The organism is Armatimonadota bacterium (assembly GCA_035527535.1).
In the GTDB taxonomy this organism is placed as follows: domain Bacteria; phylum Armatimonadota; class Hebobacteria.
Genome location: DATLAK010000084.1, coordinates 45,154 through 72,038 on the forward strand (window position 1 = coordinate 45,154; position 26,885 = coordinate 72,038).

Here is a 26,885-nt window from a genome sequence, read left to right on the forward strand (position 1 = left end):
CCGGTTGTGTGCCCGAATGTGGCACCCCGGCCGGTCGGGGTGGAGCGGGCGCACGCCGTGCGCCCCTACAGATTCTCGCGACCCATCCCAACTTTCCGCGGTTCCACCCGCAGGCTCGTCCTGGTGGACACGCGGCGCGTGGTTGTGCTAGAATCCAGCGGCGGTGGCGGGTGGCGCAACGGTAGCGCGAAGGACTTTGGATCCTTAGGTTGCAGGTTCGAATCCTGCCCCGCCAGCCACACGGCGACTGCAGCGCCACGGTTCCTGCTCGCGGGCAGGCGCGAGCGCTGGCGGCGGTCGTCGGGCCGGCAGGCGGGTCGCAGGCAATTCATCAGCTTGGATCAACGCAGCAAATGTCGCAAGAGAACCGCACCGCGGCCGCCATCTTGGCTGCCGGCCTGGGGACGCGCATGGGCAGCGATCTCCCGAAGGCGCTGTTAGGCCTCGGGGGGCAGTCCGTCGTGCAGCGCGTTGTCAGATCGGTGCTGGCGGCCGGGATCAACAACATTGTTGTTATTATCGGCCATCGGGGTGAGCTTGTCCGCCAGGTTCTGGGAAACGATGTGCGCTATGCGGTCCAGGACTGTCCGCGTGGCACCGCGCACGCCTTTAGCTGCGCCCGGGATGCTCTGCGCGACTTCGAGGGCTACCTCATCACGCTGTACTGTGATGTGCCGTTCGTGCCGGCCCACTTGCTGCGGCGGCTGGCGTGCGAGTGCGCCGCGCGTAATGCCGCGGCCTCCATGGTCACGGTCGAGCTCGACGAGCCCGGCGCCTACGGGCGCATTCTCCGCGCCGCCGACGGACACGTTGTCGGCATCAAGGAGGCGGCGGGCGCGACCGCCGACGAGCTGGCGGTCAAGGAGATCAACGCCGGCATCTACTGCTTCCAGGCGCCGTTGATCTTCGAGATCGCGGCCGAGATCCGGCCGGACGCGGTCAAGGGGGAGTACTACCTCACCGATGCGATCGGTCTGCTCGCGGCGCGGGGGCTGGAGATAGCGGTGGTCAAGGCGGACGATCCCGCGGTGGTCATGGGCATCAACACTCCGGCCGAACTTGAGCAGGCGGAGCTGATCCTGCAGCGCAGGTCCCGGTAGCGGAGGCAGCGTGTGAGCAACCACGACATGCGTATCCTGACCGGCAACGCCAACCCCAAGCTGGCGGCGGACATCGCGGCCTACCTGGGGCTGCCGCTGAGCGAGACGGAGGTCGGCCGTTTCAGCGACGGCGAGATCCGGGTCAAGATCAACGAGAGCGTGCGCGGGGCGGATGTCTTCGTCGTCCAGCCCACTTGCCCGCCCACCAGCGACAACATCATGGAGTTGCTGATCATCATTGACGCGCTCAAGCGCGCCTCCGCGCGCCGCATCGTGGCGGTCGTGCCCTACTACGGCTACGCGCGTCAGGAGAAGAAAGCAAGCGGCCGCGAGCCCATCACCTCGCGCCTGATCGCGGACCTGCTGACCGTCGCCGGCGCGCACCGCATCTTGGCGCTGGACATGCACGTTCCCTCCATCCAGGGCTTCTTCAACCTGCCGGTGGATCATCTCAACGCCGGGCCGCTGCTTGCCGACTACTTCATCACCCGCGGCTTCGCCGACGCCGATACCGTCGTCGTATCCCCCGACGTCGGCGGCGTCGGCACCGCCCGCGCCGTGGCCGACCGCCTCGACGCCAGCCTCGCCATCATCGCCAAGCGCCGCCCCCAGCCCAACCAGGCGGAGGTGATGGAAGTCATCGGCGATCTCGACGGCAAGCGGGCGATCTTCATTGACGACATCATAGATACCGCCGGCTCGCTGGCATTGGGGGCGCACGCGGTCGCGGAGCGCGGGGCGGCGGAAATCTACGCCAGCGCCACCCATGGCATCTTCTCCGGCGATGCGATTGCGCGGCTGGCCGACGCTCCCCTGAAGGAGGTCGTGGTCACCGACACCGTGCCCCTATCTCCGGAGCGGCGCATCGCCAAGATCAAAGTGCTATCGGTGGCGCCGCTCTTGGCGGAGGCGATCCGCCGCGTGCACGAGGACGCGTCGGTCAGCTCCCTCTTCGACCATCTGTGGGTCGAGGACAAGCGCTAGCCGGCGGCGCGCGGCCGGCGCGGGAGACCAGGCCCCAAAGGAGAGCGGAAAGGCGGCCGCCTCGACATGTCGGGGCTCCAGCCCGGGGGATGAACAACCGGGGTCCGGGGTCTTGGTCGTTCATAACTGGGTCTGCCCGAGGTTCGGCCATGGCCCCCTGGGGCGCTTTCGGAGGAAGCAATGGAACAGCGGGAACTTGCGGTGACGAAACGGGAGCAGGCGGGCACCAGCGCCGCCCGGCGGCTGCGCCGCCAAGGGCTGGCGCCGGCGGTGCTGTATGGTCGGGGCCGGGCGCCGGTGGCGCTGGCGGTCAACGCCAAGCGCCTGCTCGAGGTCTTGCGCGCGGGCGGCCATAATGCGGTCGTGCGGCTGGAGGTGGAGAACGGCGGCGAGGAGCCGCCGACGGTGATGCTGCGCGAGATCCAGGTGCACCCGCTGACGGGCCAGGTGCTCAATGTTGACTTCCAGCGCATCTCCCTGACCGAGAAGATCACGGCGCAGGTGCCGGTGGTGGTGATCGGGGAGGCGCCGGGGCTGAAGCAGGGCGGCGTGCTCGACCATGTCCTGCGCGAGGTCGAGGTCGTGGCCCTGCCGACTGAGCTGCCCAACCGGATCGAGCTCGATATCTCGAAACTGGAGATCGGCCACGCGCTGCACGTCAGCGATCTCTCCCTGCCCTCCGAGGTGACGTTGGTCAGCGAGGCGAGCGGCATGGTGGTCTCGATGACCCTGCCGCGGGCGGTGGAGGAGGTCGCGCCCGCCGCGCCGACCGAAGCGCCTGAGGGCGAGGAAGCGCCCGCCGCGGGAGAAGCGCCGGCCGAGGAAGAGGACGCGGGGGCCGACGAAGGCGCCCCGAGGTGAAGGGCGCGTGACCCGTCTCTCGCGGCCGGCGACCGCTCGAGGCAGGCTTGTACGGTGAGGCGCGACGGCGCCCGTCAGTGCGCGAAAGGCGATTCCGCCTTGTCCGCCGGAGCCGGGCGCTTGGGCGACCGCTTGAGGAAGGGCGCGGCGGTGCGCTGCATGGTCGCGGTCACGCGCATCCGCTTCTCATTCTCCGCCTCTCGCGGCGCGCGCTCCGGTTCCTTCCATTCCAGGCACAAATCGAGTTGCAGCAAGTGGTCGGGCGACAGCCATGCTGCCACCAGGGTGGCGTGGCGGCGGTGGTCGTCGCGCGCCACCCGCCATTGGGGCAGGTCCGGGGCGCCCTCGCGCGACCATCCCTGCTGTGTCATGCGGTCGTCGTAGTGCTGAAAGACCTCGATCGAGGGATAGTCGAGCGCGACGTAGTAGGCGGCCGTCTTCCAGTCCCGGTCCGGGACCGAATTCTCCCGCAGCTCAAGGGCGGACGGGTAGATCGGCAAGACGGCCTCCGGCTGCCGCCGCGGAAGCGCGTCCCGGCGGGACAGGATCAGGATCAGCCCCAGCCACCCCAGCATCACCAGGACGATGGCGATCGCAAGCCCCCGGCGCAGGCCCTTGTCGCGCCTTCTGTCATTCATGCTGCTCTTGCCTCGCCCGAGGATTCACGAGCTCGCGCGCGCCGGAGATGATGAAGTAGGCGGCGAGCACGACCATGAACGCCCCACATGCGCCCACCAACCACCGATAGAATAGCGGCGACATGAACGAACGACCATACGACACCCCCAGCGCCACCAGGCAGTACCACACCAGGTCCGAACCCACGTGGCCGACGAACAGGACCCCCAGCCCGACCGCTCCGTCGCGCCTGGCGCGCGCGACCAGCGCCATCCCCAGGGTCGCCCACCACAAGCTCCAGTAAGGATGCGACAGGCTGATCAGCAGCCCGCGGGCGACCTCGCGCCCGGCGCTGCCCAGGCGCCAGGGTGCGCCGCCGGCCAGACCCCTCCCCGCGTCGAGGAAGCCAACCCCACCCGCGCCCGGCGACACCAGCATGCCCCAGCCCATCCACACCAGCACGCCGCCGCCGATCAGTCCCAGGGCGGCGAAGACGTAGCGCTTGCGCAGCGCCGCCCCCAGGCCGACCGCCAGCGCGGCGATGACCATCAGCTCCAGCAGCCCGTGCCCGACCATCAGCAGCGGTCCCGCCCAGAAGCCGTTCGCCGCGGCATCCGCCACCGTCACCGCCAGCAGCGGCCCCGGCATCAGCGCGCCCGAGAAGGCGGTGCCGAACGCGTACACCAGCAGCGCCGCCAATCGCCGACGCGCCGAGCCCCGCAGCCCTGCCGGCGGCGCGGGCGACGCGGATGCGGTTCGCGGATAGCGCCCGTCCCCGTTCAACGCTGGTTCACGTCCCGCAGCGGCTCCCCTGACCGCTGCCTTCCGCCGCTTCTCATCATCACCGGGGTGGCTTCACATGCTCCGAGCTCACCCGTGCACCATCTCCACGTTGGCCCGCGGCACCAGCGCGCGGCGGCCGTCCTCCAGCTCCACCTCCACCACGCGCACCTTCGCCTCGGTCTCCACCGGCTGCGGCTGCGCCGGCAGCGCCGTCACCTTCCCCAGCCGCCCGAAGTAAGGCTCCCGGATCAGTCGCACCTGCGCCCCCACCGCCAGTTGCGCGGGCGGGGACGGGCCCAAGGCGGACTGTATCCGCCCGACAGATGACGGTCCCTGTTCAGGAACAATCCCCCCTCGCGCCACGATGATCTCCGGCCGGATGACCCCCGCGCGGATCTGCGTCTCGCCATCAATCGAGGCTTGCCTACCCGCCAGCGACGCCAGCAACTCGAAGGTCGCCGCCGCCATCGCGACGCTGCCGAAGCCCTCGGTGATGATGAGCGTGAACGGCACCTGCTCCTGGCCGGTAATCGCCACCCCGATGTCGTAGCCGACGAACGCCCGCAGGTCGGTGTCCGCGATGCCGCCCACGACGACCCCGGCGGCGCCGGCCCGCCCCGCCGCCGCCAGCGACTCGCCGTCGGCGCTCGCACCCCCCACCAGCACCGCGCCCCGCGCCTGCTCGCCGACGAGCGAGAGGTCGAGCGGCGCTTCGGGCCCCCGCGCGGCCATGCGCACCACGCCGCGACGCTCGCCGCCCACTCCGAAGATCCCCTGCACCAGCGCCGCCTGGGTTTCCACCACTACCCCCTGCCCTTCGATCACGCGCTCCACGCGCCCGCCGATGTGCGCCAGCACCTCCAGCGGCACCGGCGCCTCGCGGATGGCCACGAACCCCGACAGCGGGCTGACATGCTCGATCACCCCCGCCACCGGGGAGGCGCAGGCGTTGTGGAACAGCCCGAAGAAGCTGCGCGTCTCCGCGATCACCTCCCCCGCCGTGACCGCCTCCCCCGGCGCCTTGCGCATCGTCCCCGGCACATCGCCGGGGTTCACCCCCAGCCGCTCCGACACCTTGATCGACGTCAGATTGCCCGGTCGCATTGCCCGCGCCACCGGCGTTTCCGCCTCCACCTGCTGCCCTTGCGCCACCAGCACCTCGCCGGCGACGGGCAGTAGCCGCTCCTTGCGCAGGACGATATTCGCGGTCACCGTCAGACCGCAGGCATAGGCGATGGGCATGGCTAACCTTCTCCCCCTGCGCCGGCGCCGGGGGCGTCGGCGGCGCGCGGCGCCTGCGGGTCGGCGCCGACCTGGCGCAGCCACCGCCGCAGTGTCAGCGCGCGGTCCTGCGACGGCAGCTCCAGCGGGCGCCCGCGCGCGTCAATGATCAGCCCCACCACCCCGCCGCGCGCGCGGACCGTTAGCGGCCGGCCCGCGCCCGCGCCCACATCCAGGCCGCGCGCCGGGCGCACCGTCACCTCGGCCTCGGCTCCGGTTTCAAGGGGGAACACCCGCAGCTCTCCGAAAAGCGCTTCGACGTCGCCGTCGGGGGTGCTCACCACGACCGCGGAGGCGCCGGGCTTGGAGGCGCCCACCACCGCCACCACCGTGCCCAGCGGGATGAGGCAGTCGCGGCGGAAAACCTCGTGCGCGGCCTCCGGCAGCACCTGCGCCAGCACCCCGAGCTGGGGCATCATGAAGATGCTGTCCACCGCCAGTTCGGTCACGCCCTCGGGCTGGAAAGCGTCAATCATCATCAGCGCCGCCTGCTCGCGGCGCGGCGCGTGGGACAGCACGCCCCCGCTGCCGATGATCAGCCCCAGCTCCATCAGGTTGACCCGGCTCTCCGCGCCGGCGTCCTGGGAGAAGGTATCGCCCACCGTGCGCCGGCGCTGCACCCCGCGCAGTCCGACCGCCAACTGGCGATGCTGCGCCAGCGCCAGGCGCAGCGCCTCGCGCGCCACCGCCTGCTCGATCAACAGGTCATCGGGGGTTTGCGGGATGGTGGTCGGGCGGATCATCTTATTGCGCAGGCGGTTGCGCAGGTCCCCCTCCTCGACCGCGAACGGCACCCAGCGCGCGATGCCCTCGATCCCCGCCTTGGCCAGCACGTTGGAGACGCTGTAGCTCATGCCGAGGTTGGCGCTCACGGTGCGCGTGAACTCGCCGCCGAAGACGGAGAACACGTCGGTCGTCGCCCCGCCGATGTCCACCGCCAACACGCTGCGCGCTTGCGCCTGGGCCGCGATCTGCACCATGTCGCCCACCGCCGCCGGGGTCGCCATCACCGGGGCGGTCGTCCACCCCAGCAGCTTGTCGTAGCCCGGCGCCTGGGCCATGACGTGCTCGAGGAAGAGCTGGTGGATGGCCGCCCGCGCCGGCCCCAGGTTCTCGCGCTCCAGCGCCGGCCGCAGGTTATCAACCACGGTCAGCCTGACCGCCGTGCCCAGGAGTTCGGCGACCGGCTCGCGGGCCTCGGCGTTGCCGGCGTAGATCACGGGCAACTGGAACCCGCTGCCCAGGCGCGGCTTGGGCGCGGCGGCGCGCAGGATCTCCGCCATGTCGAGCAGGTGGCTGACGGTGCCGCCCTCGGTGCCGCCGGACATGAGGATCATGTCCGGGCGCAGGCTGCGGATGCGCTCGATCTGCTCGTGATCCTCGCGCCCGTCATCCACCGCCAGCACGTCAATCACGATCGCGCCCGCGCCCAGCGCCGCCCGCTGCGCGCTCTCCGCGGTCATGTTCTTGACCACGCCCGTCACCAACATCTGCAAGCCGCCGCCCGCGCTGCTGGTCGAAACGTAAAGGTCGGCACCCCCCGACCCGTTGCCCCCGACCCGCAGCCGCCCGTTGTGGACGAACGACTCGCCGGTGAGGTCCTCCAGCTCGCCCGCGGCGTTGAGAACGCCCACGGTGACGTCGTCGAAGGGGGCTTCCACCGTCGTCGGCGCCTCGCCGCGCGCGACCAAGCGGTAGCCGTCATCCCCCCGGCGAATGAGGATCGCCTTGGTGGTGGTGCTCCCGCAGTCGGTGGCGAGGATGGTATTGACGGAGTCGCCCATAATGGGTGTCGGCAGGCGCGCGGCGTGAGGTCCGACCACGCGGCGCGACGCTGCGATTGCATCTTAGCATAGCCCTGTTTCCACGGTCAACGCGGGGCGCAAGGGTTATGACCCGCGCGTGCCGAACACGCAGGAGACTTGACGCAAGGAGGCCGCAAGGTGAGTCACGCGACGGCGAAGATAGCGATGTTGATCTGCGACGGGCTGGGCGACCGCCCGTGCCCGGAGCTCGACGGCGAGACCCCGCTCGAGGCGGCCCGCAAGCCCCACCTCGACGCCATCGCCGCCCGCGGCGAGTGCGGCATCATGGACCCCATCGCCCCCGGCATCCGCGCCGGCAGCGATACCTCCCACCTCGCCCTGCTCGGCTACGACCCCCACACCACCTACACCGGGCGCGGCCCCTTCGAGGCCGCCGGCATCGGCATGGATGTCCGCGGCGGCGACATCTGCTTCCGCTGCAACTTCGCCACCGTGGACGACGGTTTCGTCATCCAAGACCGCCGCGCCGGGCGCATCGAGCACGGCACCCGCGAACTCGCCCAGGCCCTCGACGGCATGACGCTCGATGGCGTCACCGCCGTCTTCAAGGAGTCCATCGAGCACCGCGCCGCCCTCATCCTGCGCGGCGAAGGCCTCGGCCACGATGTCACCGACACCGACCCCCACGAGACCGGCCAGAAGGTCTGGCAGGCCCGCGGCGGCGACCCCGCAAGCGAGAAGACCGCCCGCGCCGTCAACCAGTTCGTGCGCCGCTCGTATGAGTTGCTCAAGGGCCATCCCGTCAACCAACAGCGCCGCCGGGAAGGCAAGCCGCCGGCTAGTATCGTCCTGCCGCGGGGCGCCGGCATCGCCCCCCACCTGGAGCCGTTCGAGCAGCGCCACAAGCTGAGCGGCGCGTGCGTGGTCGAGGTCGGGCTGATCAAGGGTCTCGGCCGCTACTTGAAGATGGCGGTGCCCGAGGTGGCGAGGGCGACCGGCGGCTACGACACCGACGAGCTGGCGCTGGCCCAGGCGGCGGTGGAGGCGCTGGCGGCGAATGATTTCGTGTTGTGTAATCTCAAGACCAGCGACCTCGCCGGCCATGACGGCGACGCGCAGCGCAAGGTCGCGGCGGTGGAGAAGTTCGACCGCCTGGCCGGGTACATCGCCGAGCAGTTGGGCGACGACGCCTACATCGTCATCACCGGCGATCACTCCACCCCGGTAGCGGTGCAGGATCACTCCGGCGACCCGCTGCCGCTGGCGCTGGCGGGGCCGGGCGTGCGCACCGACGCGGTGCGCGAGTTCGGCGAACGGGCGACCGCCGTCGGCGGACTGGGGCGTATTCGCGGCGCCGACATCATGCCCATTCTGACCAGTCTCGTGATGACGCAGGACAAGTTCGGGGCGTAGCCGTTCGCGGGGCTGGGCCGCCAGCCGGAGCGGGGGCGATGCACCGCGGGTTTGCCTGCCCTATTGAGTGGCTAGGTCGCGCCGCGACCGCCACCCCGGCCCAGCGGGCTTAAGGGCTCGTCGAATGGGTCGAAGGGGGGCCCCGCCTGGCGACCGGCGGGCAAGCCCCGGCAGTGCTACATGGCAGGGCTCACACCAACGTACCGAGTTCACACCCCCTCGGCAGGAGCTGCTGGGTCAGTCGGCGCAGCCCCCAGTCAGTCGGCGCAGCCCTTGACAGGCCATGGCGCCCTGTGCTAGATTGACGAGTCGCGACTCAAGGGGGCGACCTGGCCGAAGCGGAGACTATCTCGCCCCGACCGGTCGGGGCGCCCGTTGGAGTCCGACACAATTTGGCCGGAATTGCATGGTGGCCCGGAGCTTGCCCTGAGTGAGCCGAAGGGTTCTCAACCGGCGCCACCGACCAGGGCTGACAGCACCAATCGCCGCCTCGCATCGCAGCACCGCCCCACGCACAGTCCCACCACGACCTATGCTGCTCAAGTCGCGCCTCGGCTGGTGCCGCGTCAAGATTGACCTGCATGGGATATCCTTTGTCGTGGCGAGAATTGCGCCCCGACATGGAACGTACCCATCAGCTCACGGTTGACGGGGCGCTGGGTTCCTGGTGCGGCGGGCGGAGCCAGACGGTGGCGTCGCTCCGGAGCGGACAACTCCGAGGGAGGACCCTGTATGGCACCACGCGGCCGCGGCCCGGGTAGGATGCATCGCTTCGAGCCGGTATTCCCCGGCGCCTGGCGCCTGGGGATGCTCAGCGCGCTGATTGCCGCTCTCTGCCTGATCACGTGGTCCATCGGCGGCGCGGGCGTTACCCCCTTGTGCGCCGACGCCGCGCCCGACGACGGGCGGGTGATGGTCACCTTGCTCGCCGACGGCGAGCAATCAACCCTTCGCAGCGACCCGGTGATGGTCGCCGAGCTGCTGGCGAGCGCGGGTATCGCGCTGGGCGAGCTCGACCGCGTCGAGCCTGCGCTGGAGCGCGTGGTGGCGGAGGGCGATGTCGTGCGCGTGGTGCGGGTGACGCGCGAAGTGGTCGAGCGGGAGATCGAGATCCCGATCGCCACCCGCGTGCGCCTTGATCGTCGCGTGCACCGGCCGATTACCCTGCGCCCGGGCCGGCCGGGGCGGGCGCTGGCGACGCTGGAGGTCTGGCGCCGCGACGGCGCGGAGACGCAGCGCAGCGTGATCTCGCAGCGGACGCTCGAGCCGATGCGGCCGCAGGTGGTGGTGCGGGGGACCGTATCCTTTCCTTCGCGCGGCGGGCAGGTGCTATACCTGGAGGCGACGGGCTATGACCCCGGGCCGCGCAGCTGCGGGCGCTATGCCAGCGGCTACACCGCCATCGGGGTGCGCGCGGGCAAGGGGATCGCGGCGGTGGATCCGCGGGTGATCCCCCTGGGCACGCGGCTCTACGTTGACGGCTACGGCGAGTGTGTCGCCGCCGACGTCGGCAGCGCCATCAAGGGCCGCCGCATAGACCTCGGCTTCGACACCTACCGCGAAGCGCTGGCCTGGGGGCGGCGCACGGTGCGGGTGCGCATACTGGAGTGACCCCGATTCCCACCGCGCGCGGCGCCCGGCACGCGGACCGCGTCACGCGCCCAGCTCCCGCTGCAGCAGCTCCTTCATCTGCGCCGCGTTGGTGGCGGCCTGGCCCCCGTAGCAGTTGTTCATGAACACGTACACGCGCTCGGTCTCCTCCTCGAGCCCGCGGATCTTGGGCGTCCACTCGCGCAGCTCTTCTTCGCTGTAGAGGTAGTCGTAGCGCGTCTTGGCGTCGCCTTTCCACCATTTCTCGTAGTTGCGCCCGTGGAAGCGCACATAGCCGATCGCGGAGGTGGCGACGGCGACGGGCGGCATGAGACTGCTAAAGCGCGGCTCGTCCACCGCGCAGAAGCCGATGCCGGCCTCACGCAGGAGATCGAACACCGCCGGCTGCGCCCATTCGCGGCTGCGAAACTCCGCCACCAGCGGCAGCGCGCCGAAGCGCTGCTTGAACTCAAGCAGGTAACGGCGATTGTCCTCGGTGTTGTGGAAGCGGTGCGGGAACTGCGCCAGCACGCACCCGAACTTGTCCGCCTCCAGCAGCGGTTGCAGCGAATCCAGGAACGCCTGGAAGTCCTCGTCGTCGCCCGCGCCCGGCTCGTGAGTGAGACCGCCGTAGGCCTTGACCGTGAATCGGAAGCCGGCGGGCACCTTCTGCGCCATGTAATGGAACGTGCGCGCGGGCAGCAGCCGGTAGTAGGTCGAGTTGACCTCCAGGCAGTCGAAGCGTTCGCCGTAGTACCTCAACCACTCCTTCGCGGGCATATCGCCGGGATAGAAGCTGCCCTTCCAATCGGGGAACTTGAAGCCGGAAGTGCCGACGTGGATCATCTGCGTCGCCCCTGCCGGCGGCGGCGCGGCTGACAGGCGGGGCAGAAATGCGCCGAGCGACCGGCGAGCACCATGCGTTTGATTTCCGCCCCGCAGCGCTTGCACGGCAGCCCCGCGCGCTGATAGACCGCTAGGCAGCCCTGGAAGTCCCCGGGCGCGCCGCGCGCATCAACGTAGCCCCCGTCGGCGGAGGAGGTGCCGCAGCGACGAATGGCGCGGCGCAGGACCTGCGGCAGCGCGCGGCCCAAGCGCAATGTCTCGTCGTCGGTCAGGGTGTTGGCCGGTTGCGCGGGGTGTACCCCCGCGCGAAACAGCGCCTCGTCGGCGTAGATGTTGCCCACGCCTGCGAGCAGGCGCTGATCCATGAGCACCGGTTTGATGGCGGCGGAGCGGCGCGGCAGGTGGGCGCGCAGATGCGCGCACAGGCCCCGCCCGAACGGCTCGGGGCCGAGGCTGGTCAACCCCGGGATCGCCGACAGGTCGGTGCCGCGGGCGACATAGACCTCCCCGAAGCGGCGGGGGTCAACATAGCGCAGCTCGCGGCCATCTTCGAGGCGCAGCGTGACGTGGGTATGCGTGGCTCGCGGCTCGTCCGTCGCCGTTGCCAGCAGGCGTCCGCTCATGCCCAGGCGCACGACCAGGGTATCGGCGTCGTCGAGGGTCAGCACCAGGGCCTTGCCGCGGCGGCCGACGGCGGTGATGCGCCGGCCGACCGCGAGGCGCGCAAACCGGCGAGCCGACTGGCGGTGGCGGCCCAGGAGGTCGCGCTTGCCGACGAGCGCTGCGACGATGCGGCGGCCGCTGATCTCAGGCGCGAGTTGACGGCGAATGGTTTCCGCTTCCGGCAGTTCCGGCATCCGCGAGCCTCGCGATCGCGGCGGGCCGTCCGCGGTCGGGAATCCATGGTCGGCGGCCCGCGACTGCCTAGATTATAGCAGAACGCGAGCGTGAATTCGGCTGCGCGGAAAGGCCAGGCAGCGCACGCGGCGAAACATATCACGTCATGGTCGCCGCAGCCGCCGCCTGGTAAAAAAGCGTTTGCTCCGGTCAAGAGCGTGTGGTATAATGTGCGCGCTTTCGCAATCGCACCTTGATATCGCGGACAACGTGGCGCGCGTGCGCGAGCGGGTCGCGGCCGCGGCCGCCCGTGTTGGGCGCCGCCCCGAGGATATCACCCTCGTCGCCGCCGCGAAAACCATCGCCCCCGAACTTATCGCCGACGCGGCCGCAGCGGGGATCACCGATGTCGGCGAGAACTACGTCCAGGAGGCGCGCGCCAAGATCGAGCGCCTCGGCCGCGGCGTGCGCTGGCACCTGGTCGGACACCTGCAGACCAACAAGGCCACGCAAGCGGTGGAGCTGTTCGACCTCGTGCAGACGGTGGACAGCGAGCGCCTGGCGCGGGAGCTGGATCGCCGGGCGCGCGCCGCCGGGCGCCGGCTGGCGGTGCTGGTGCAGGTCAACACCAGCGGCGAAGGGACCAAGTTCGGGGTCGCCGGCGATGACGCGCCGGGCCTGGCCGAAGTCGTGGCCGGTTTGCAGGGCCTCGAGCTAAGAGGGCTGATGACCATCGGGCGGTTCGGCGCGGAGCGGCAGGCGGCGCGCCCCGATTTCCGATTGCTGCGCCGCCTGTTCGAGCAGATCGCGGCTTCCCTCCCCGGGGCGCCGATGACATGGCTGTCAATGGGCATGAGCCAGGACTTCGAGGTCGCGATCGAAGAAGGAGCGAACATGGTGCGGGTGGGCACCGCGATTTTCGGCGCCCGCCCGGCCGCAGCCGGTGAGCAGGGGAACGGATGAATCGGCGAGACGGTCGCGGCTGGCTTGGCCTGCAGGCGCTTCAGCGTTCAACTGCTCGCCCGCTGCGCACGGGCGAACACAACCGAATAGGGCACCACGAACCCGTTGCCGGCCGTAGGCTGACGGCATACAGCACACTTGCAGCACACATCACAGAACCGGGAGGGTCGCATGTCAGGCGTAGTGGAACGGGTCAAGGGCTGGTTGTTCGCCGAGGACGACGGCGATGAGACGGCGGCGCCGGTGAGCGCGGACCGCGGCGCCAAACCACGATTGCTTCTCCATCCCCGCCAGGACGAGATCTTCGTCCGCTGGCCCAAGTCGCTGGATGACGCCCAGGTCTGCGCCGATTGCTTGAAGGCGCGCCGGCCGGTGATCGTCAACCTGCGCATGCTCGAGGATCTTCAGGCTCGCCGCGTGCTCGATTTTCTGGGCGGCGTCGTTTACGCCATTGACGGCCACCTGGAGCAGGCAGGCGACGGCATCTACGTCCTCGCACCCGCGGCCATGCTCATCACCGCCGAGGCGGACGAGCAGCCCGTCGCCGCCGACCTCTGGAGCGATCCCTCCTAGGATCGCCGCGGCGTCCCCACCGCCGGCGGTGACGGCTGTTCGCAGCCCCACGGTGGGCGCAGGCCAGGCGCGGGCGCGCCACACCGGGCCGCGCGCGGGGCTGCGGCGTCACGCTGCGGCGTTACTATGTCCGACGCCCGCACCATAGCGATCATCGGCACCGGCCGCATGGGCACGGCGCTGGCGAGCGGCCTCATCGCCACCGGCGCCGCCGCCGCCTCGATTCGCGCCTTCGATCACGACCCGGCGCGCCTGCGCGCCGTCGAGGGCCTGGGCTTGACCCCGTGCGCCGACACGGCGGCAGCGGCCGCCGGGGCGGCCCTGATCGTGATCGCGGTCAAGCCGGCGGACGTCCCCGCCGCGCTCGCGCAAGTCGCTCCCTCCCTCACTGCTGCAACCCAGACGGTGCTGTCGCTCGCCGCGGGGGTCACGACGCGGGCGCTGCGCGCGGCGCTGCCGCGGGACTGCCCGGCGGGGGTGGTACGGGCGATGCCCAACACGCCCTGCGTGGTGGGCGAGGGGATGGCGGTGATCGCCGCGGACAGCCCCGCGTCGGCGAAGGGCATCGCCGCCGCGCGAGAGGTGCTGGCGGCGGTGGGGCGGGTCATCGAGCTGCCGGAGGCGCTGCTCGACGCCGCCACCGGGCTCTCGGGGAGCGGTCCGGCCTATGCCTTCGTCTTCATGCAGGCTTTGGCTGACGGCGGAGTTGCGGCCGGGCTGCCGCGGGTGGTGGCGATCGAGCTGGCGGCGCAGACGGTGCTGGGAGCGGCGCGCATGGTGCTGGCGGGAGAGGGGCACCCCGAGCAGCTCAAGGACGCGGTGATGTCGCCCGCGGGCACCACCGCCGCCGGCGTCGCCGCCCTCGAGGCGCGCGGGCTGCGCGCGGCGGCGATGGAGGCGGTCGTCGCCGCCTGGCGCCGCGCGCGCGAGTTGGGAGCAGAGGACCCGTGACCCCGGCGCAGATCGGCGTGAACATGCAAGTGATATCGCTCATCCACATGGCCTTCTGGCTGCTGCAGCTGCTGGTGTTGGCGCGAGTGATCATTTCCTGGATCCGGGTAGATGCCCGGCATCCGCTGGTGCGCCTTATCCACGACCTGACCGAGCCCATGCTGCGGCCCTTGCGCTCGATGCTGCGCGTGCAGAGCATGGGGCTCGACTTCTCGCCCATCGTTCTCTTGCTCCTATTGTGGGTCGCGGAGCGGATAATCGTCAATCTGGTGGCAGGAGCGTTCTAGTGGTCAACGACATCATGCCCATTGACATCGTCAACCAGAAGTTCCGCCAGGGTCTGCGGGGGTACGTGCAGACCGAGGTGGACGACTTCATGGGGCGAGTGGCGGACGCATACGGCAAGGCGTTGGAGGAGAACGACCGCCTGAAGCAGCAACTGGAGAAGGCGGAGCGGGAGCTGCGCCAGTATCGGGATACGGAGGAGATGATCAAGAGCGCGCTGGTGCTGGCGGAAAAGACGGCGGACGAGGCGCGCAGTCGCGCGCAGGACAAGGCGAGCCTGATGGTGCGCGAGGCCGAGCAGCAGGCGCGCGAGACGCTGGCGGCGGCCCGGCGCGACGCGGAGGGCATAGCGCGCGAGGTGGAGGAGCTGCGACGCGAGCGAGCCCGCTTCGAGGCCGAGTTCCGGGGGCTGCTGGAGACCTACCTCCACCTGCTGGCGGGCGGCTCGCGCGCCGAAACGGTACCGGATCAGTCATGCTAGCGAGCGAGGAGCCGAGACCGCAACCGCAGCCGGCCCCGCAGGGAGACTCGCGGGGCCGTATCGCAGCAGCGGTGGTGCTGCTGGGGTTGGCGGCGCTGGGGCTGACCGCCGAGGTCGTGGTGTCCACCGCCACCGACGCCGGCCGCGCCCAGATGCGCACCCACCAGGCGCGCATGGATCTCTTCCAGGGCCGGGTGGTGCTGGGGCTGACCTACTACCTGGAGGGCCTTGAGTCCGACCGGTCGTTTGCCCTGCGGCAGCGCAAGGCGGCGGGGCGCTTCGCGCGCATGGGCGTCCAGAGTGCGGCGGCGTACTTCCAGCGGGCGGCGCAGGGGCTCCAGGACCCGCAGGAGCATACCGCCGCCATCGCCTCGGCGGCGGCGCTCTATGCCCACGGCGGCGATACCATGCGCGCGCTGCGGGTGCTTCAGGGGTCACTGGACATCGGCCGTCGCGACGTCCTGTCGCTGCTGGCTCAACTCTACGCCAACAACCGGCTCACGCAGGAATGGCTGGTCAGCGAAGCGGCGGCGTGGATACCGCAGCGGGTGCCGGCGCACCTGCTGATCGAATCGCAGATCGCGGTCAGCGGCGGCCGCGTGCAGCGGGACCTCGAGCTGCGCCGGAGCATGTTCGAGGCGGGGGTGCGGCTGGTCAAGCGGGTGGGGGCGTTGATGGCAGGCTTCATCGCGCTCATGCTGCTGGGGGTCGGGGTGCTGCTGTGGGGAATCCTGCGGCGGGCCGGCTTCGGCCCCTACCACGGCCTGCCCGAACGCCCCTGGGGGGCGTGGGCGGGCCTGGAGCTGGTGGGGGCGTGGCTGGTGCTGAGCACGCTCGTGGCAGGGGGCACTCTTGCGTTCGCGCGTCGCCTGGGCACGACGGGCGTCATCGCCGCCATCTTGGCCTCATACATCGCGGCCTCGGTGCTTGCCCTGTGGTGGTTTGCCGCGGCGGTGGCGCCGCCGGGCACGGGCCTGCGCACCGCCGGCTGGCGCCGCCTGTCGGTGGCCAAGAGCATCGCCCACGGCATCGGCGCCTACGCTGCGGCCCTGCCGCTGGCCATGGCGGCGGTCGTCGTTGCCAGTCGCCTGCTGCCCGCGCCGCCCGTCAACCTGCTGGTGGCCGAGATGACCCGGGCGCATGGGCTGGCGGCGCGCGCGCTGCTGCTGGTGCTGCTGTGCGTGGCCGCGCCGGTGGTGGAGGAGACGGTGTTCCGCGGAGCCCTCTACGGCGGCATGCGCAAGCGCTGGACGATGCCGGTGGCGGCGCTGGCGAGCGCGGTGGTGTTCGCGCTCGTGCACCTCAACTGGGTGAGCTTCGTGCCGGTGCTGGTGCTCGGGGTGGCGCTGTGCGTGGTTTACGAGCGCACGGGGTCGCTGCTGCCGGGGATGGTCGCGCACGGCCTTTTCAACTTCGCTACCGCGGTCGCGCTATTCCTGCTCTAGGGGCGCGACTTCGCTGAAGTCGCGGTTGTCTCGCCCCGACCGGTCGGGGCGCCCGTGAGGTGGGCGACTTGCGCAAGAAAACGGAAAGCACGGGAGGCCCGGTGACCCTGCGCGTGCGCGTGCGCCCGCGGGCGGCGGCCGATGCTATCGAGGCCGACGTCGCGGCGCGAGAGGTGATCGTGTCGGTCACCGCGCCGGCGGTCGAGGGCAAGGCCAACCGCGCGATGCTGGCGCAGATCGCCGAGCACCTGGGGGTCGCGCGGTCGTCACTGCACATCGTGTCGGGGGAGAAATCGCGGCGCAAGGCCGTGCGCGTCCACGGCCTGGGCGAGGCGGAGGTGTGGCGGCGGCTGGGAGGCGGACGAGAGTAGTCTCCGCGGACCTCGCGCGGGTCGCGGAGGCTGGGCGTGCGCGGTTCGAGGCGCCAAGTCGGCCCCTCGGAGAGCACCGGTCGGGAGACGCGCAGCTGCCAGCCTGTTGACTGCAAGTGCACCATGGGAGACCGCTGGCGATGAACTTGAGAATCGGCGATGGTCGCGACTGGGCCTTTGTCAACGGCGCGTGGAGCGAAGACGCGGCAGGGCGGATTGACTGCCCGACCACCCCTGACAACCACGCCCTGGCGTTCCATCTGCCGCAGGCGTTCGCGGACGCGACCGTGGGGTTCGAGTTCCTGGCGAGCTATCGCGAGACCGGCGCCGGCGATGTCGGGGTCATCCTGCGCGCGCGGGGCGCCAATGACTACTATTGGGTCAGCTTCCCGTGGTGCGCGCAGCAGGCGCGCGCCAAACACTTCTGGGCGGCGATCTCGAGGGTTGACTCCTCGGGCTACGTCCGCAACCTCAAGCTGGCGATCATACCGGGGGTGCCGAGCGAGACCGAACGCTGGTACCAGGCGCGGGTGGAGTGCGCGGGCGCGACGATTCGCGTGTGGGTCGAGGGCCGCCCGGGACCGGTGGTGAGCGACATCACGGCGGGCGCGGGGCGCATCGGCTTCGCCGGGTATGGGGGCTTCGCGCTGCGCAACCTGCGCGTCAGCGGCGATGCGGCGCCGGCACCCGCATGGGACGAGACCGCCCCGACCGGTCGGGGCAACTGGTTTCATCCCGCGCCGGGCGCCAACGGGGGGCAGAGCATGCCCTCGCTGTGCCGCACGCCCGGGGGCGATCTCCTGCTGGCGATCCCGACGGTGGAGACCGATCAGACTTTCGTGGTGCGGTCGCGCGACCACGGACGCTCTTGGGGGCAACCGCAGGAGCTGCCAGCGGCGTTGAATGGCGGCATCGTGCACGCGACCAAGAGCGGTCGGCTGGTGCTGCAGGTGGTCCACGCTGGGCCCCGCCGTATCCTAATGGCGGAATCGCAAGATGACGGGCGCACCTACTGAAACATCGTCTGCTTCACCTGCGGCGGCAGCTGCGAGGAGAAGTCCAGCAGGTGCCGCCGCAGTATCGGCGCTTCCGCTGGGTCAACCGCATAGAAGGTGACGGTGTCGCCGGCGCAGATCAGGTTAACCGGTATGCGCCACTTGCCCACCATCACCCACTCGCGGGGCAGGCCGCCGAAGGGCGTGAACCATCCCCGGTAGGCGATGGCGACCTTGACTCCCTTGGCGCGCGCCAACCGGCGGATGGTTGCGGTGTCATAGGTCCGGCTCAGGCGCGCGGCTGCTACCTCCGGGGTGCCCAGCCCCCACAAGTCCAGCAGCTTGATGTCCGCCAGGTAATCCACGGCTCCGATATCGTTGGCCGCGACCGCCTCCCCTTGATAGTACTGCCGGTAGAACCGACCCATCTGGTACTGCTGTTGATAAATGTTCGCGACGGTGATATGCGTGACGGTGATCGTGTACAGCCCGTGTTGTCCGATCGGCATGAGCAGCAGCGCCCCGGTCGCCGCCAGCGCCGCCCGCAGGCGGGCGCGGTCCGACAGCCTGGTGGAACGCAGCGCCGCGAACACGGAAACGGCGAGTGCATAGATCCCCAAGGTGGCGAGGTAGGCGTCGTAGCGGAGCAACCCCGCCTTTGCCAGCAGCACCTGCATCCCCAAGACGACCAGGAATACCAGGAGCGCCAACTGCTCCCTCCGCCATATGCCGCGTCTCCTCAGCAGGCCGTAGCCGAACAGCAGCGCGCAAGGGACTGCCACTTGCCACACGCGGGATTGCGCCGCCAGCTCCAGCCCCTTCATCTCCCCCGCCAAGCCCAAGCAGGCGCTCTTGAGCAGCACCGAGTTGGGCAGCCAGCGGCCACCATGGGCGATCGCGACCACCCCGTAGGCCGCCAACGGAACCGCCGCCAGGCCTGCCAGCGCGATCGCCAGCGCCCACCTTCGCCGCAGCAGGAACAGCGGCATCACCGCCGCGATCAGGAATAGTCCCTCATAGCGGATGGCGGTGATCAGGGGAGTCAGCGCCAACATGAGCACTGCGTTGGTGCGCGGCTGGTCCTGGCGAGTGAGCGCCTGGATGCAGAGGCAAACGAAGGCCAGGTCCACCGACGCCTGCAGCACGTGCTCCATGCCCGTGAACACCAGCCACGGCAGCGGCACGAAGATAATCAGCTCTACCAGTACCAGCAGGATATAGACGCTTGGCAACTGGGCGCGCTTCAGCAGGAGGAACATCAGGCCGACCAGCAGTGTCGCGAAGACGATGTTGAGCGCAAGCGGCACGATCTCGCTCGGCCCTACCAGCAGATAGGGAAGGGCTACCAGCAGCGGCCACAACAGCGAGGACTGCGAGGAGCTGAAGCCATATTTCGTGACCCCCAAGACGCCATCCTGCACCAGGTGCTTGGCCAGCGCCATGTGGATATAGGCGTCATCCAGGCCGTACACCACGCGCCCGCCGGTCACGGACAGGGAGCGCTCAAGGATCACCGCCAGGTTCCACCATAGGAACGCTATGGCGACCACCAGCGGCCAGTTTTCGCGCACCCACTTCAACCGCACTTACCCCCGGCCGCGTCTCAGGCGATCCCGCGAGGGTTGGGTCCCGCCTCCATACCAAGGGTCACCATCGCTCAGCGGTTCCCGGTATGGGACTCCTTGTGCTTGTTCGCCCTCGCAAAGCCCTCCCCTTCCATCAGGTCCCTGGCTGATGGGGGACGGCGGTCTGCAACCCGGGCCGTAATCACGGGACCTACTGAAAAACCAACTGCTCCACCTGCGGCGGCAGTTCCGAGGAGAAGTCCAGCAGGTGCCGGCGTAACATCGGCGCTTCCGAGGGGTCAACCGCATAAAAAGTGACGATCTCCTCGGCGCAGATGACGTTGGCCGGTATGCGCCACTTGCCCACCATCACCCACTCGCGGGGCAGACCGCCGAAGCGCGTGAACCATGTCCAGTAGACCACGGCGACGTTGACTCCCTTGGCGCGCGCCAACCGGCGGATGGTCGCGGTGTTGTAGGTCCGATTCAGGCGCGCGGTCGTGACCTCCGTGTTCGCCAGCCCCCACAGGTCCAACAGTTTGGTGTCCGCCAGGAAGCTCACGGCGCCGATGTCATTGGCCGCGACCGCCTGCCCCTGATAGTACTGCCGGTAGAACCGACCCATCTGGTACTGCTGTTGGTAGATGTCCGCGACGGTCACGTGCGATAGGATCATGGTGGACAAGCCCCATTGGCCGGGACGCAGGGCCAGCAGCACCCCCATGGCCAGCAATGCCGCCCGGACGCGGGTTGCCTCCGAAATGCTGATGGAACGCAGCGCCGCGAACACGGAAACGGCGAGTGCATAGAGGCCCAGGGCGACGAGATAGGCGTCGTAGCGGGATAACCCCACCTTTGCCAGCAGGGCCTGCATCGCGAAGACGAGCAGGAAAATCAGGACCGCCAACTGCTCCGTTTGCCATATGCCGCGCCTCGCCCGCAGGCCCCAAAGGTATAGGAGCACGCAGGGCACCACCAGATACCATAGGCGGGAGCGCGCCGCCAGCGTCAGCCCCCCGACCTCCCCCGGCAAGTCCAAGTACGCGCTCTTGAGCAGCACCGAATTGGGCAACCAGTAACCGCCGTGGCTGATCGCGACCACCCCGTAGGCAGCCAAGGGGGCCGCCGCCAGGCCTGCCAGTGCAATCGCCAGCGCGAAGCGGCGGCGCAGCAGGAACAGCAGGATCGCCGCCGCGATCAGGAACAGCCCCTCGTAGCGGATCCCGGTTATCAGGGGAGTCAGCGCCAGCATGAGCACTGCGTTGGCGCGCGGCTGCTCTTGGCGGGTGAGCGCCTGGATGCAGAGATAAACGAAGGCCAGGTCCATCACCGCCTGCAGCAGGTGCTCCATGCCTGTGAACGCCAGCCACGGCACCGGCAGGAACACGATCAGCTCCGCCAGCACCAGCAGGATGAAGGCGTTCGGCAGCCCCGCGCGCTTCAGCAGGAGGAACATCAGGGCCACCAGCAGCGTCCCGAAGACGATGTTGAACGCGAGGGGCACGATCTCGCTCGGCCCCACCAGCAGATAGGGAAGGGCCAGCAGCAGCGGCCACAACAGCGAGGACTGGGACGAACTGAAGCCGTACTTGGTGACGCCCCAGATGCCATCTTGCGCCAGGTGCCTGGCCACCGCCATGTGGATGTAGGCGTCATCCAGGCCGTAGACCAGGCTCCCGCCGGTCACAGACAGCGACTGATGGAGGATCACCCCCAGGCTCAGCCACAGCAGCGCTATGGCGACCACCAGCGGCCAGTTCTCGCGCACCCACCTCAATCGCACGCACCCCCGGCCGCGTCTCAGGCGGCCCCGCGAGCGTTTCCGCCTGCCCGCTCACATCCTGATCTTGGCGGCCGCGGCTCCGCCACCCCCTGGCGCCGCCGGCCGCCCCCTTACGCCGCGGTGACGACGGCGATGTCGTTGAAGCGACAGAAGCTCTCGAGGGCGGCGGCGACCTCGGGGTCGTGGATGAGCACGCCGTGGTGGATGATGCCGTGCTCCACCATCTTGCGCTCCCAGTCCATGACGTCGCCGACCTGCACCCAGCCGTAGGACCCCCGCGTGAAGGGCTCGATCGCTACCACCTCGCCGCGACCGATGAACATCGTGAACTCGCCGTCGTATTCCACCAGGCGCATGCAGGTCACGGGCCCCGGCTTCATGCGGAACTCGACGGTGCCGTGGGAGGGCTTGACCGGCAGGATGCTGTGATCGCGCAGCGCCGGAGCGCAGCCGCTCTCGCACAGACTGGTCGGGCAGTTGCCGCAGTGCCAGGCGAGCCACACGTTGTCGCGCTCGGGGTGGAGCTCGGTCCAGTCAATGAAGTGCGGCGCCACGCGGTCGAGGGCGGCGGTGTAGGCGGCCCACATGCTGACTGCGCCGTACATGTCCACCTCGCACGCGCACGGAAGGCCCTTGTCGGTGAGGCGGCCCAGCACCCCGCACACCGATACCCCCAGCCGCTCCTGCACCCGCGTCCAGCAGTTGACTCCCAGCGCGACCAGCTCCTTCTCCCGCGCCAGTTGCTCCAGGGCCAGCTCGACGCGCGCCATGTTGGTGAGCGCCTCCGGCGGCGCGTCGCAAGGGCCGAGGGCGCGCTTGAGCTTGCGCACGAGCGCCACCGTCTGCCTCGCGTTGGCGGGGATCGCCTCCGCCCGCGACCATGCCTCGTCGAGGTCCACCGGCACGATGGTCTGGTGGAAGCGCTTTTGCAGCGACGCCTCGTCCCACCACACCGACTCGAATTCCTCCGGCCGCGCGCCGATCTGGCCGAAGCGCGCGCCGTGGAACGCCTGGTGGGCCGCGCACGCGCGCGCGAAGCGAGCGGCGTGCTCGGCGAACACCGGCTCCTCGGGAAAGCACGTGGGGATATGCTCGTACTTGATGCCGCGGCGCTTCATGGCGGAGGTCAGCATGAACTGCCCGCACCACGAGTCGGAGGCCCGCAGGCCGTCCGCGCCGATGGGCGCTCCCTTGGCTGCGAAGTGCAGCACCGGTGTGCCCGGCGCCATGCCCGCAATCACGACTCCCACGGCCGAGGTCTCGTGGCCGAAGGTCATGCCGCCGACGATGACGCCAGCGACCCCCTGCGCGCGGAAGAGAGCGAGCGTCTTGCGCCCTTCCTCGATGTTACTCACCAGGCCGTCGGCGGTCAGCTCCGGGCTGGGCGCGACCAACTCGAGCCCGGGGGTCTTGCGCAGCGCGGCGGCGCAGCGCCGCCGCATCTGCGCCCCCCACTTGCGGCTGAACGGGTCGCGGTGGGAGGGAATGAATCCGATCTTGACCTTGCGCATGGTTGTTCTCCCTGTTCGGCGCGTGGATTCGCAAATACATTCGTGAGGCGGGAGCTTGCCTCCTGCCCAGGCGGCGTGGGGGCCGCCCGGCGCTTGGGCAGGACGTGACCTCGGAAAGCGGGAATGCCCCGGCGGATTGAGCACCCCGATCTGTCGGGGTGATGTTGCCGCAGGGCAGCACCTTCGCGTTCCATCACCGCCGCCTGAAAGCGATTGTGCGACAGGATGGGGCGCGGGCTCAAGCCGCGATCCAGGAACTCGGGGAAGCCGCAACCGGCGATATGCTGGGCAAGCGCGTCCGCGGCCGCGCCAGCGGGCGCACGAATACCGGCGCCTGCCGCAGCAGCTCCTCGGCTTCCTGGTCCCAGTCCATGTCGTCCTAGTCGGTCGGCCCCGCCTGCGCGTTGCCAACCGCTTTGGCCTGTCGGCTCTGGGCGACCAGCCGCTGGTAGCGCTCCGCGCCCAGGCACTCGCGCGCCATCTCGCAGTGGTCAATACAGCCCTGGATGCGCTCGCGCGTCACCTCGCGCCCACACTCCGGACACTTGGCCTGCAGCTCGTCGCTCCAGATCTCGACCTCGCCGCCGCACCACGGGCACGGGTAGAACTCCGGCATCGGCTGGGAGAACTGCCTGGAGCCCGGGCACTTGTCCCACGTCATGGGCGTTACCTCCTACCCCCCATTCATGCGTGCGGGCACGCAGCCCCGCGATCGGGAGCGGACTTGACCGTGCCGTCGCGCCCGATGACGGTCGTCTCCACCGGAATGGACTTGCCGGACTGCGCCACCGCCGTCTCCGCCACGCGCTGCAGCCCGAAGCAGCACGGCACCTCCATGTGCGCCACCGTCAGGCTGCGGATGTCGTTGGCGCGCAGGATGCCGGCCAGCTTCTCGACGTAGAAGCCGGCGTCGTCGAGCTTGGGGCAGCCGACGGCGAGCGTGCGCCCCCGCAGCAGGTCGTGGTGGAACGCCGGATGCGCAAAGGGCACGCAGTCGGCCGCCAGCAGCAGGTCCGCGCCCGCGTAGTAGGGCGCCTCCAGCGGCAGCAGGTGAATCTGCACCGGCCAGTTGCGCAGTTCCGACGCGACCGCCGCGGTTGGCGCGGCCTCGGCATAGGCCCGCCGCGGGCGCAGCTCCTCGGCCAGCGAGCCCGGACAGTCGCAAGGCAGCGGCTCTCGTGATGAAACGGTCGCCTGCGCCAGGTGCCGTTCGACCGCCTCCTCGTCGAACTCGTCGGCCGTCCGCTGCTCGATGAGGAGGGCGCCCGTCGGACACTCGCCGATGCAGGCTCCCAGGCCGTCGCAGAAAACCTCGTTGATCAGGCGGGCTTTGCCGTCAATGATCGCCAGCGCGCCCTCGGCGCAGGCAGTCACGCACTGGCCGCAGCCGTTGCAGCGGTCCTCGTCAATGTGGATGATCTGCCTGGCAACTTTGGTGCTCATGTCATTCTCCTCGTTTCGTCAGCGGTCCGCGCTTACCGCGGCGCGCCGTCGCTTGCCTCCACCCGGCGCCGGCCCCAGCGACCGCACCAGGTCCTCCACCGTCAGGCCGCGCAAGAAGGAGGCGATCTTCTGCTGCACCATCTCCCACGCCCAGCGCAGGCCGCAGCTCTCCTGGCGCGGGCAGGCGTCATCGCCGAGCAGACACCGACTCACCGCCACCGGCCCCTGCATGATCTCGACCGCCTCCAGCACGGTGATCTCGTCGGCCGGGCGCGCCAGCGTAAAGCCGCCCGTCCGCCCGCGCTGTCCGTCGAGCACCCCGGCGTTGGCAAGGTCGGTCAGCGCCTTGTGCAAGAAGGCTACCGGAACCCCCTCCTGCGCCGCCAGCTCCTCGGTGCGCATCGGACCCTCGGCCCGGGCGATCGCCACCAGGGCGCGCAACCCGTAATCTGTCTTTCGCCGGATGACGTCCACGCAGATCTCCACCTCTCTTATGGACTATAATAATCCAGAATGAACGCCCTGTCAAGGGGTTCTTGGACCAAAATCGTGAGACGGCTTCCTACATCTGCCCCATGAGCTTGTGCGTTTGCGGGATGACGCGGACGTCGGCGAGAAGCGGTTTTGCGGCGGCCTGCAGGGCGAGCGCGTGGGCGGGCGCGGGCGGCTCGGGGCCGCCGGCAACCGCGGAGACGGGCTGGAGCACGAGTGGTATCTCCGCGCTGACCTGCGCCAGCAGCGTACAGGCGCGCTCGATTTCCTGCTCGGTGGTTGCCTGCGCGAACACCGCCTTGGCGAACAGCAGGGCGCCGGGGCGCTGCATGAAGGGTCTCGCGGCATCGAGAAAGGCGCGGTGCTCGTCCCAGCACTCGAACCCGGCGGCGCTGGGGAGCTTGAGGTCCATGGCGATGACGTCAACCGCATCCGACACCCGCGCGAGGGCTTCCGCGAGCGTACCATTGGTTTCCAGGTGCGCCCGCAGTCCCGCCGCCCGCAGTCGCTGTGCCAGGTCGCGCAGGAACTCCGGCTGCAGCAGCGGCTCGCCGCCGGTGAAGCTCACCGCATCGTGCAGTCGTCCCACCTGCAGGCGCAAGACGAGGGCCGTCGCACCTTCGGCGTCGAGGGGATTCGCATGCGCCGTGAAGTCGCGACCGCCGGGGGTGTGCTCGGCGCGGCAGCAGGGCGTCCGCGCGCGCGCCCAGGCGGTGTCGCAGTAGCGGCAGCGCAGGTTGCACCCCGCCAGGCGGACAAAGAGTTGGCGCTGCCCGACGAACAGCCCCTCGCCCTGGGTGGCGGAGAAGACCTCGGCGAGGCTGCCGGTGATCATCGCAGTCGCCTCGCGGACGCGGCGCCCCCCACCGCGCCTATTCCGAATCCAACGGCAGAGTCACCGGCGCGCCGAGGCGCGATGACTTGTAAACGCCCAGGATGATCTCCACCGCGTGGCGGGCGTCGCCGCCGCTGACCATAGGCTCGCGGTCGTGTCGGATCGCCTCCACCAGGTCCATTATCTGGCGCACGTGTCCCTCCGCGCCGATGGCGGTGGGGTCGGAGGCCGAGCCGTCGCGCTCGACGGTGACACAGGACCGCGCTTGCTCGAGGGTTTCGCCGGGCACCTCCCACTTGACGATATCGTCGCCGTCAACGACGATGGTGCCCCGCTCGCCGTGGAACTCCAGCCGGTGGTCCATGCCGACGACCGAGGTCGTGCCCTCGAGCACGCCGAAGGCGCCGCTGGCGAAGGTGAGCACCGCCGCCGCGGTGTCCTCGACCTCGATCTTGCGTACCAGATGGTCGGCGCGACCGAAGACGGTCTGCACCGGACCCATGATCCACTGCAGCAAGTCAACGCAGTGCACGCCCTGGTTCATGAGGGCGCCGCCGCCATCCCACTGCCAGGTGCCCCGCCACCCGGCGGTGTCGTAGTACTCCTGGCTGCGAAAGTACTTGATGTACGCGTCCCCCAGCACCATCTTACCGAGGGCGCCGGATTGCACCGCCTCGCGCACCTTCCGCCACACCGGCTGCGTGCGCCGCTGGAAAACCACCCCCAGCTTCACCCCTGCGTCGCGGCAGGCCGCGATCATCGCGTCCATTCGCGCGACGTGGATCTCCATCGGCTTCTCACACAACACGTGCTTGCCGGCGCGGGCGGCCTCGACCACCATCTCGCCGTGCATCCCGCTCGGGGTGCAGATGGACACGGCTTGGATATCGTCCCGCCCCAGCACCTCCCGGTAGTCCGTGTGGTACTGCACGCCGTGCTGCTCGGCCAGGGCTTTCGCCTTGGGCTCGACGATATCGCACACCACCGCCAGTCTGGCGCCAGGCGCCTGCTCCAGTGCGCGCGTATGCCAGGGGCCGATGACCCCGCACCCGATAACTCCGAAGTTGATGGTTTCCTCCACGATAGGCCTCCCGGGTAAGGTGGAACCGGCAT

General features: G+C 69.8%; 27 protein-coding genes and 1 tRNA gene. 14 read left to right on the forward strand and 14 right to left on the reverse strand.

Going from position 1 to position 26,885, the window contains the following annotated elements:
* Positions 1-164: 164 nt before the first annotated feature.
* From VM221_05795 to VM221_05810, 4 genes are all read left to right on the forward strand, one after another.
* Positions 165-239 (forward strand) — tRNA-Gln (locus VM221_05795).
* A 114-nt stretch (positions 240-353) separates the two neighbouring features.
* Entirely contained in the window at positions 354-1,100 is a 747-nt protein-coding gene (locus tag VM221_05800; GenBank protein HUT74328.1) for an NTP transferase domain-containing protein, read from the forward strand.
* Between the two features lie 27 nt (positions 1,101-1,127).
* Positions 1,128-2,084: a ribose-phosphate pyrophosphokinase gene (locus VM221_05805; GenBank protein ID HUT74329.1), complete on the forward strand. Its 957-nt coding sequence runs from the start codon at positions 1,128-1,130 to the stop codon at positions 2,082-2,084.
* A gap of 180 nt (positions 2,085-2,264) precedes the next feature.
* The gene (locus VM221_05810) at positions 2,265-2,945 is read left to right on the forward strand and encodes a 50S ribosomal protein L25 (GenBank protein ID HUT74330.1); all 681 of its coding nucleotides are present in this window, start codon (positions 2,265-2,267) and stop codon (positions 2,943-2,945) included.
* Positions 2,946-3,019: 74 nt separating this feature from the next.
* Here the strand turns inward: VM221_05810 and VM221_05815 are convergent, their stop codons facing one another.
* The 4 genes from VM221_05815 to VM221_05830 form a co-directional block, all read right to left on the reverse strand.
* Positions 3,020-3,583 carry a hypothetical protein gene (locus VM221_05815; protein HUT74331.1) on the reverse strand — a complete coding sequence of 188 codons (564 nt, stop codon included), beginning with the start codon at positions 3,581-3,583 and terminating at the stop codon, positions 3,020-3,022.
* Positions 3,576-4,262, reverse strand: a complete 687-nt coding sequence (locus VM221_05820) for a LysE family transporter (GenBank protein ID HUT74332.1) — start codon at positions 4,260-4,262, stop codon at positions 3,576-3,578. The genes VM221_05815 and VM221_05820 overlap by 8 nt, the downstream gene beginning before the upstream one ends.
* Before the next feature lie 171 nt (positions 4,263-4,433).
* The gene (locus VM221_05825) at positions 4,434-5,588 is read right to left on the reverse strand and encodes a hypothetical protein (GenBank protein HUT74333.1); all 1,155 of its coding nucleotides are present in this window, start codon (positions 5,586-5,588) and stop codon (positions 4,434-4,436) included.
* A 2-nt stretch (positions 5,589-5,590) separates the two neighbouring features.
* Positions 5,591-7,411 carry a glutamate mutase L gene (locus VM221_05830; protein HUT74334.1) on the reverse strand — a complete coding sequence of 607 codons (1,821 nt, stop codon included), beginning with the start codon at positions 7,409-7,411 and terminating at the stop codon, positions 5,591-5,593.
* 159 nt (positions 7,412-7,570) lie between these two features.
* On the opposite strand from VM221_05830, the gene VM221_05835 reads away from it, so the two are divergent.
* Both VM221_05835 and VM221_05840 read left to right on the forward strand, forming a co-directional pair.
* Positions 7,571-8,806, forward strand: coding sequence for a 2,3-bisphosphoglycerate-independent phosphoglycerate mutase (locus VM221_05835; GenBank protein ID HUT74335.1), 1,236 nt, complete (start codon positions 7,571-7,573; stop codon positions 8,804-8,806).
* A gap of 732 nt (positions 8,807-9,538) precedes the next feature.
* Positions 9,539-10,417 (forward strand): 3D domain-containing protein, encoded by an 879-nt coding sequence (locus tag VM221_05840; protein ID HUT74336.1) that lies wholly within the window; start codon positions 9,539-9,541, stop codon positions 10,415-10,417.
* Between the two features lie 42 nt (positions 10,418-10,459).
* Here the strand turns inward: VM221_05840 and VM221_05845 are convergent, their stop codons facing one another.
* Positions 10,460-11,242: a DUF72 domain-containing protein gene (locus tag VM221_05845; GenBank protein ID HUT74337.1), complete on the reverse strand. Its 783-nt coding sequence runs from the start codon at positions 11,240-11,242 to the stop codon at positions 10,460-10,462.
* Positions 11,239-12,099, reverse strand: a complete 861-nt coding sequence (gene mutM, locus VM221_05850) for a bifunctional DNA-formamidopyrimidine glycosylase/DNA-(apurinic or apyrimidinic site) lyase (protein ID HUT74338.1) — start codon at positions 12,097-12,099, stop codon at positions 11,239-11,241. The genes VM221_05845 and mutM overlap by 4 nt, the downstream gene beginning before the upstream one ends.
* Positions 12,100-12,307: 208 nt before the next feature.
* Between mutM and VM221_05855 the strand changes: the two genes are divergently transcribed.
* From VM221_05855 to VM221_05890, 8 genes are all read left to right on the forward strand, one after another.
* Positions 12,308-13,042, forward strand: coding sequence for a YggS family pyridoxal phosphate-dependent enzyme (locus VM221_05855; GenBank protein HUT74339.1), 735 nt, complete (start codon positions 12,308-12,310; stop codon positions 13,040-13,042).
* A 171-nt stretch (positions 13,043-13,213) separates the two neighbouring features.
* Positions 13,214-13,615, forward strand: coding sequence for a cell division protein SepF (locus VM221_05860; GenBank protein ID HUT74340.1), 402 nt, complete (start codon positions 13,214-13,216; stop codon positions 13,613-13,615).
* Positions 13,616-13,741: 126 nt separating this feature from the next.
* A complete protein-coding gene (gene proC / locus VM221_05865) occupies positions 13,742-14,566 on the forward strand; it encodes a pyrroline-5-carboxylate reductase (protein HUT74341.1) in 825 nt (274 codons plus the stop codon).
* Positions 14,563-14,853: a YggT family protein gene (locus VM221_05870; protein HUT74342.1), complete on the forward strand. Its 291-nt coding sequence runs from the start codon at positions 14,563-14,565 to the stop codon at positions 14,851-14,853. The genes proC and VM221_05870 overlap by 4 nt, the downstream gene beginning before the upstream one ends.
* Positions 14,853-15,332, forward strand: a complete 480-nt coding sequence (locus VM221_05875; GenBank protein ID HUT74343.1) for a DivIVA domain-containing protein — start codon at positions 14,853-14,855, stop codon at positions 15,330-15,332. The genes VM221_05870 and VM221_05875 overlap by 1 nt, the downstream gene beginning before the upstream one ends.
* Positions 15,326-16,777, forward strand: a complete 1,452-nt coding sequence (locus tag VM221_05880) for a type II CAAX endopeptidase family protein (protein ID HUT74344.1) — start codon at positions 15,326-15,328, stop codon at positions 16,775-16,777. The genes VM221_05875 and VM221_05880 overlap by 7 nt, the downstream gene beginning before the upstream one ends.
* A gap of 68 nt (positions 16,778-16,845) precedes the next feature.
* Entirely contained in the window at positions 16,846-17,148 is a 303-nt protein-coding gene (locus VM221_05885) for a DUF167 domain-containing protein (protein HUT74345.1), read from the forward strand.
* Between the two features lie 140 nt (positions 17,149-17,288).
* A complete protein-coding gene (locus VM221_05890) occupies positions 17,289-18,164 on the forward strand; it encodes a hypothetical protein (protein ID HUT74346.1) in 876 nt (291 codons plus the stop codon).
* Here the strand turns inward: VM221_05890 and VM221_05895 are convergent.
* The 8 genes from VM221_05895 to VM221_05930 form a co-directional block, all read right to left on the reverse strand.
* Entirely contained in the window at positions 18,158-19,714 is a 1,557-nt protein-coding gene (locus VM221_05895; GenBank protein ID HUT74347.1) for a hypothetical protein, read from the reverse strand. The genes VM221_05890 and VM221_05895 overlap by 7 nt on opposite strands.
* Before the next feature lie 205 nt (positions 19,715-19,919).
* Positions 19,920-21,485 (reverse strand): hypothetical protein, encoded by a 1,566-nt coding sequence (locus tag VM221_05900; GenBank protein ID HUT74348.1) that lies wholly within the window; start codon positions 21,483-21,485, stop codon positions 19,920-19,922.
* Positions 21,486-21,601: 116 nt separating this feature from the next.
* Complete coding sequence (locus tag VM221_05905) at positions 21,602-23,002, reverse strand: hypothetical protein (GenBank protein HUT74349.1); 1,401 nt, start codon at positions 23,000-23,002, stop codon at positions 21,602-21,604.
* Between the two features lie 379 nt (positions 23,003-23,381).
* Positions 23,382-23,663 carry a hypothetical protein gene (locus VM221_05910; GenBank protein ID HUT74350.1) on the reverse strand — a complete coding sequence of 94 codons (282 nt, stop codon included), beginning with the start codon at positions 23,661-23,663 and terminating at the stop codon, positions 23,382-23,384.
* 23 nt (positions 23,664-23,686) lie between these two features.
* Positions 23,687-24,445, reverse strand: a complete 759-nt coding sequence (locus VM221_05915; protein HUT74351.1) for a 4Fe-4S binding protein — start codon at positions 24,443-24,445, stop codon at positions 23,687-23,689.
* Positions 24,446-24,463: 18 nt separating this feature from the next.
* On the reverse strand, positions 24,464-24,919 hold the full coding sequence (locus VM221_05920) for an Rrf2 family transcriptional regulator (protein HUT74352.1): 456 nt from the start codon (positions 24,917-24,919) through the stop codon (positions 24,464-24,466).
* 88 nt (positions 24,920-25,007) lie between these two features.
* Positions 25,008-25,772, reverse strand: a complete 765-nt coding sequence (locus tag VM221_05925) for a 7-carboxy-7-deazaguanine synthase QueE (GenBank protein ID HUT74353.1) — start codon at positions 25,770-25,772, stop codon at positions 25,008-25,010.
* Positions 25,773-25,809: 37 nt separating this feature from the next.
* On the reverse strand, positions 25,810-26,853 hold the full coding sequence (locus VM221_05930; GenBank protein ID HUT74354.1) for a Gfo/Idh/MocA family oxidoreductase: 1,044 nt from the start codon (positions 26,851-26,853) through the stop codon (positions 25,810-25,812).
* Positions 26,854-26,885: the final 32 nt, after the last annotated feature.

What these genes read in the sequence shown, in the direction of transcription:
- VM221_05890 (HUT74346.1), top strand. Translation starts at nt 17,289, where the DNA reads ATGAACTTGAGAATCGGCGATGGTCGCGACTGGGCCTTTGTCAACGGC.
- VM221_05910 (HUT74350.1), bottom strand. Translation starts at nt 23,663, where the DNA reads ATGACGTGGGACAAGTGCCCGGGCTCCAGGCAGTTCTCCCAGCCGATG.
- VM221_05845 (HUT74337.1), bottom strand. Translation starts at nt 11,242, where the DNA reads ATGATCCACGTCGGCACTTCCGGCTTCAAGTTCCCCGATTGGAAGGGC.
- VM221_05880 (HUT74344.1), top strand. Translation starts at nt 15,326, where the DNA reads ATGCTAGCGAGCGAGGAGCCGAGACCGCAACCGCAGCCGGCCCCGCAG.
- VM221_05805 (HUT74329.1), top strand. Translation starts at nt 1,128, where the DNA reads ATGCGTATCCTGACCGGCAACGCCAACCCCAAGCTGGCGGCGGACATC.
- VM221_05860 (HUT74340.1), top strand. Translation starts at nt 13,214, where the DNA reads ATGTCAGGCGTAGTGGAACGGGTCAAGGGCTGGTTGTTCGCCGAGGAC.
- VM221_05815 (HUT74331.1), bottom strand. Translation starts at nt 3,583, where the DNA reads ATGAATGACAGAAGGCGCGACAAGGGCCTGCGCCGGGGGCTTGCGATC.
- VM221_05905 (HUT74349.1), bottom strand. Translation starts at nt 23,002, where the DNA reads ATGCGCAAGGTCAAGATCGGATTCATTCCCTCCCACCGCGACCCGTTC.
- proC (HUT74341.1), top strand. Translation starts at nt 13,742, where the DNA reads ATGTCCGACGCCCGCACCATAGCGATCATCGGCACCGGCCGCATGGGC.
- VM221_05810 (HUT74330.1), top strand. Translation starts at nt 2,265, where the DNA reads ATGGAACAGCGGGAACTTGCGGTGACGAAACGGGAGCAGGCGGGCACC.
- VM221_05840 (HUT74336.1), top strand. Translation starts at nt 9,539, where the DNA reads ATGGCACCACGCGGCCGCGGCCCGGGTAGGATGCATCGCTTCGAGCCG.
- mutM (HUT74338.1), bottom strand. Translation starts at nt 12,099, where the DNA reads ATGCCGGAACTGCCGGAAGCGGAAACCATTCGCCGTCAACTCGCGCCT.
- VM221_05830 (HUT74334.1), bottom strand. Translation starts at nt 7,411, where the DNA reads ATGGGCGACTCCGTCAATACCATCCTCGCCACCGACTGCGGGAGCACC.
- VM221_05800 (HUT74328.1), top strand. Translation starts at nt 354, where the DNA reads ATGTCGCAAGAGAACCGCACCGCGGCCGCCATCTTGGCTGCCGGCCTG.
- VM221_05925 (HUT74353.1), bottom strand. Translation starts at nt 25,772, where the DNA reads ATGATCACCGGCAGCCTCGCCGAGGTCTTCTCCGCCACCCAGGGCGAG.
- VM221_05855 (HUT74339.1), top strand. Translation starts at nt 12,308, where the DNA reads ATGTGCGCGCTTTCGCAATCGCACCTTGATATCGCGGACAACGTGGCG.
- VM221_05915 (HUT74351.1), bottom strand. Translation starts at nt 24,445, where the DNA reads ATGAGCACCAAAGTTGCCAGGCAGATCATCCACATTGACGAGGACCGC.
- VM221_05825 (HUT74333.1), bottom strand. Translation starts at nt 5,588, where the DNA reads ATGCCCATCGCCTATGCCTGCGGTCTGACGGTGACCGCGAATATCGTC.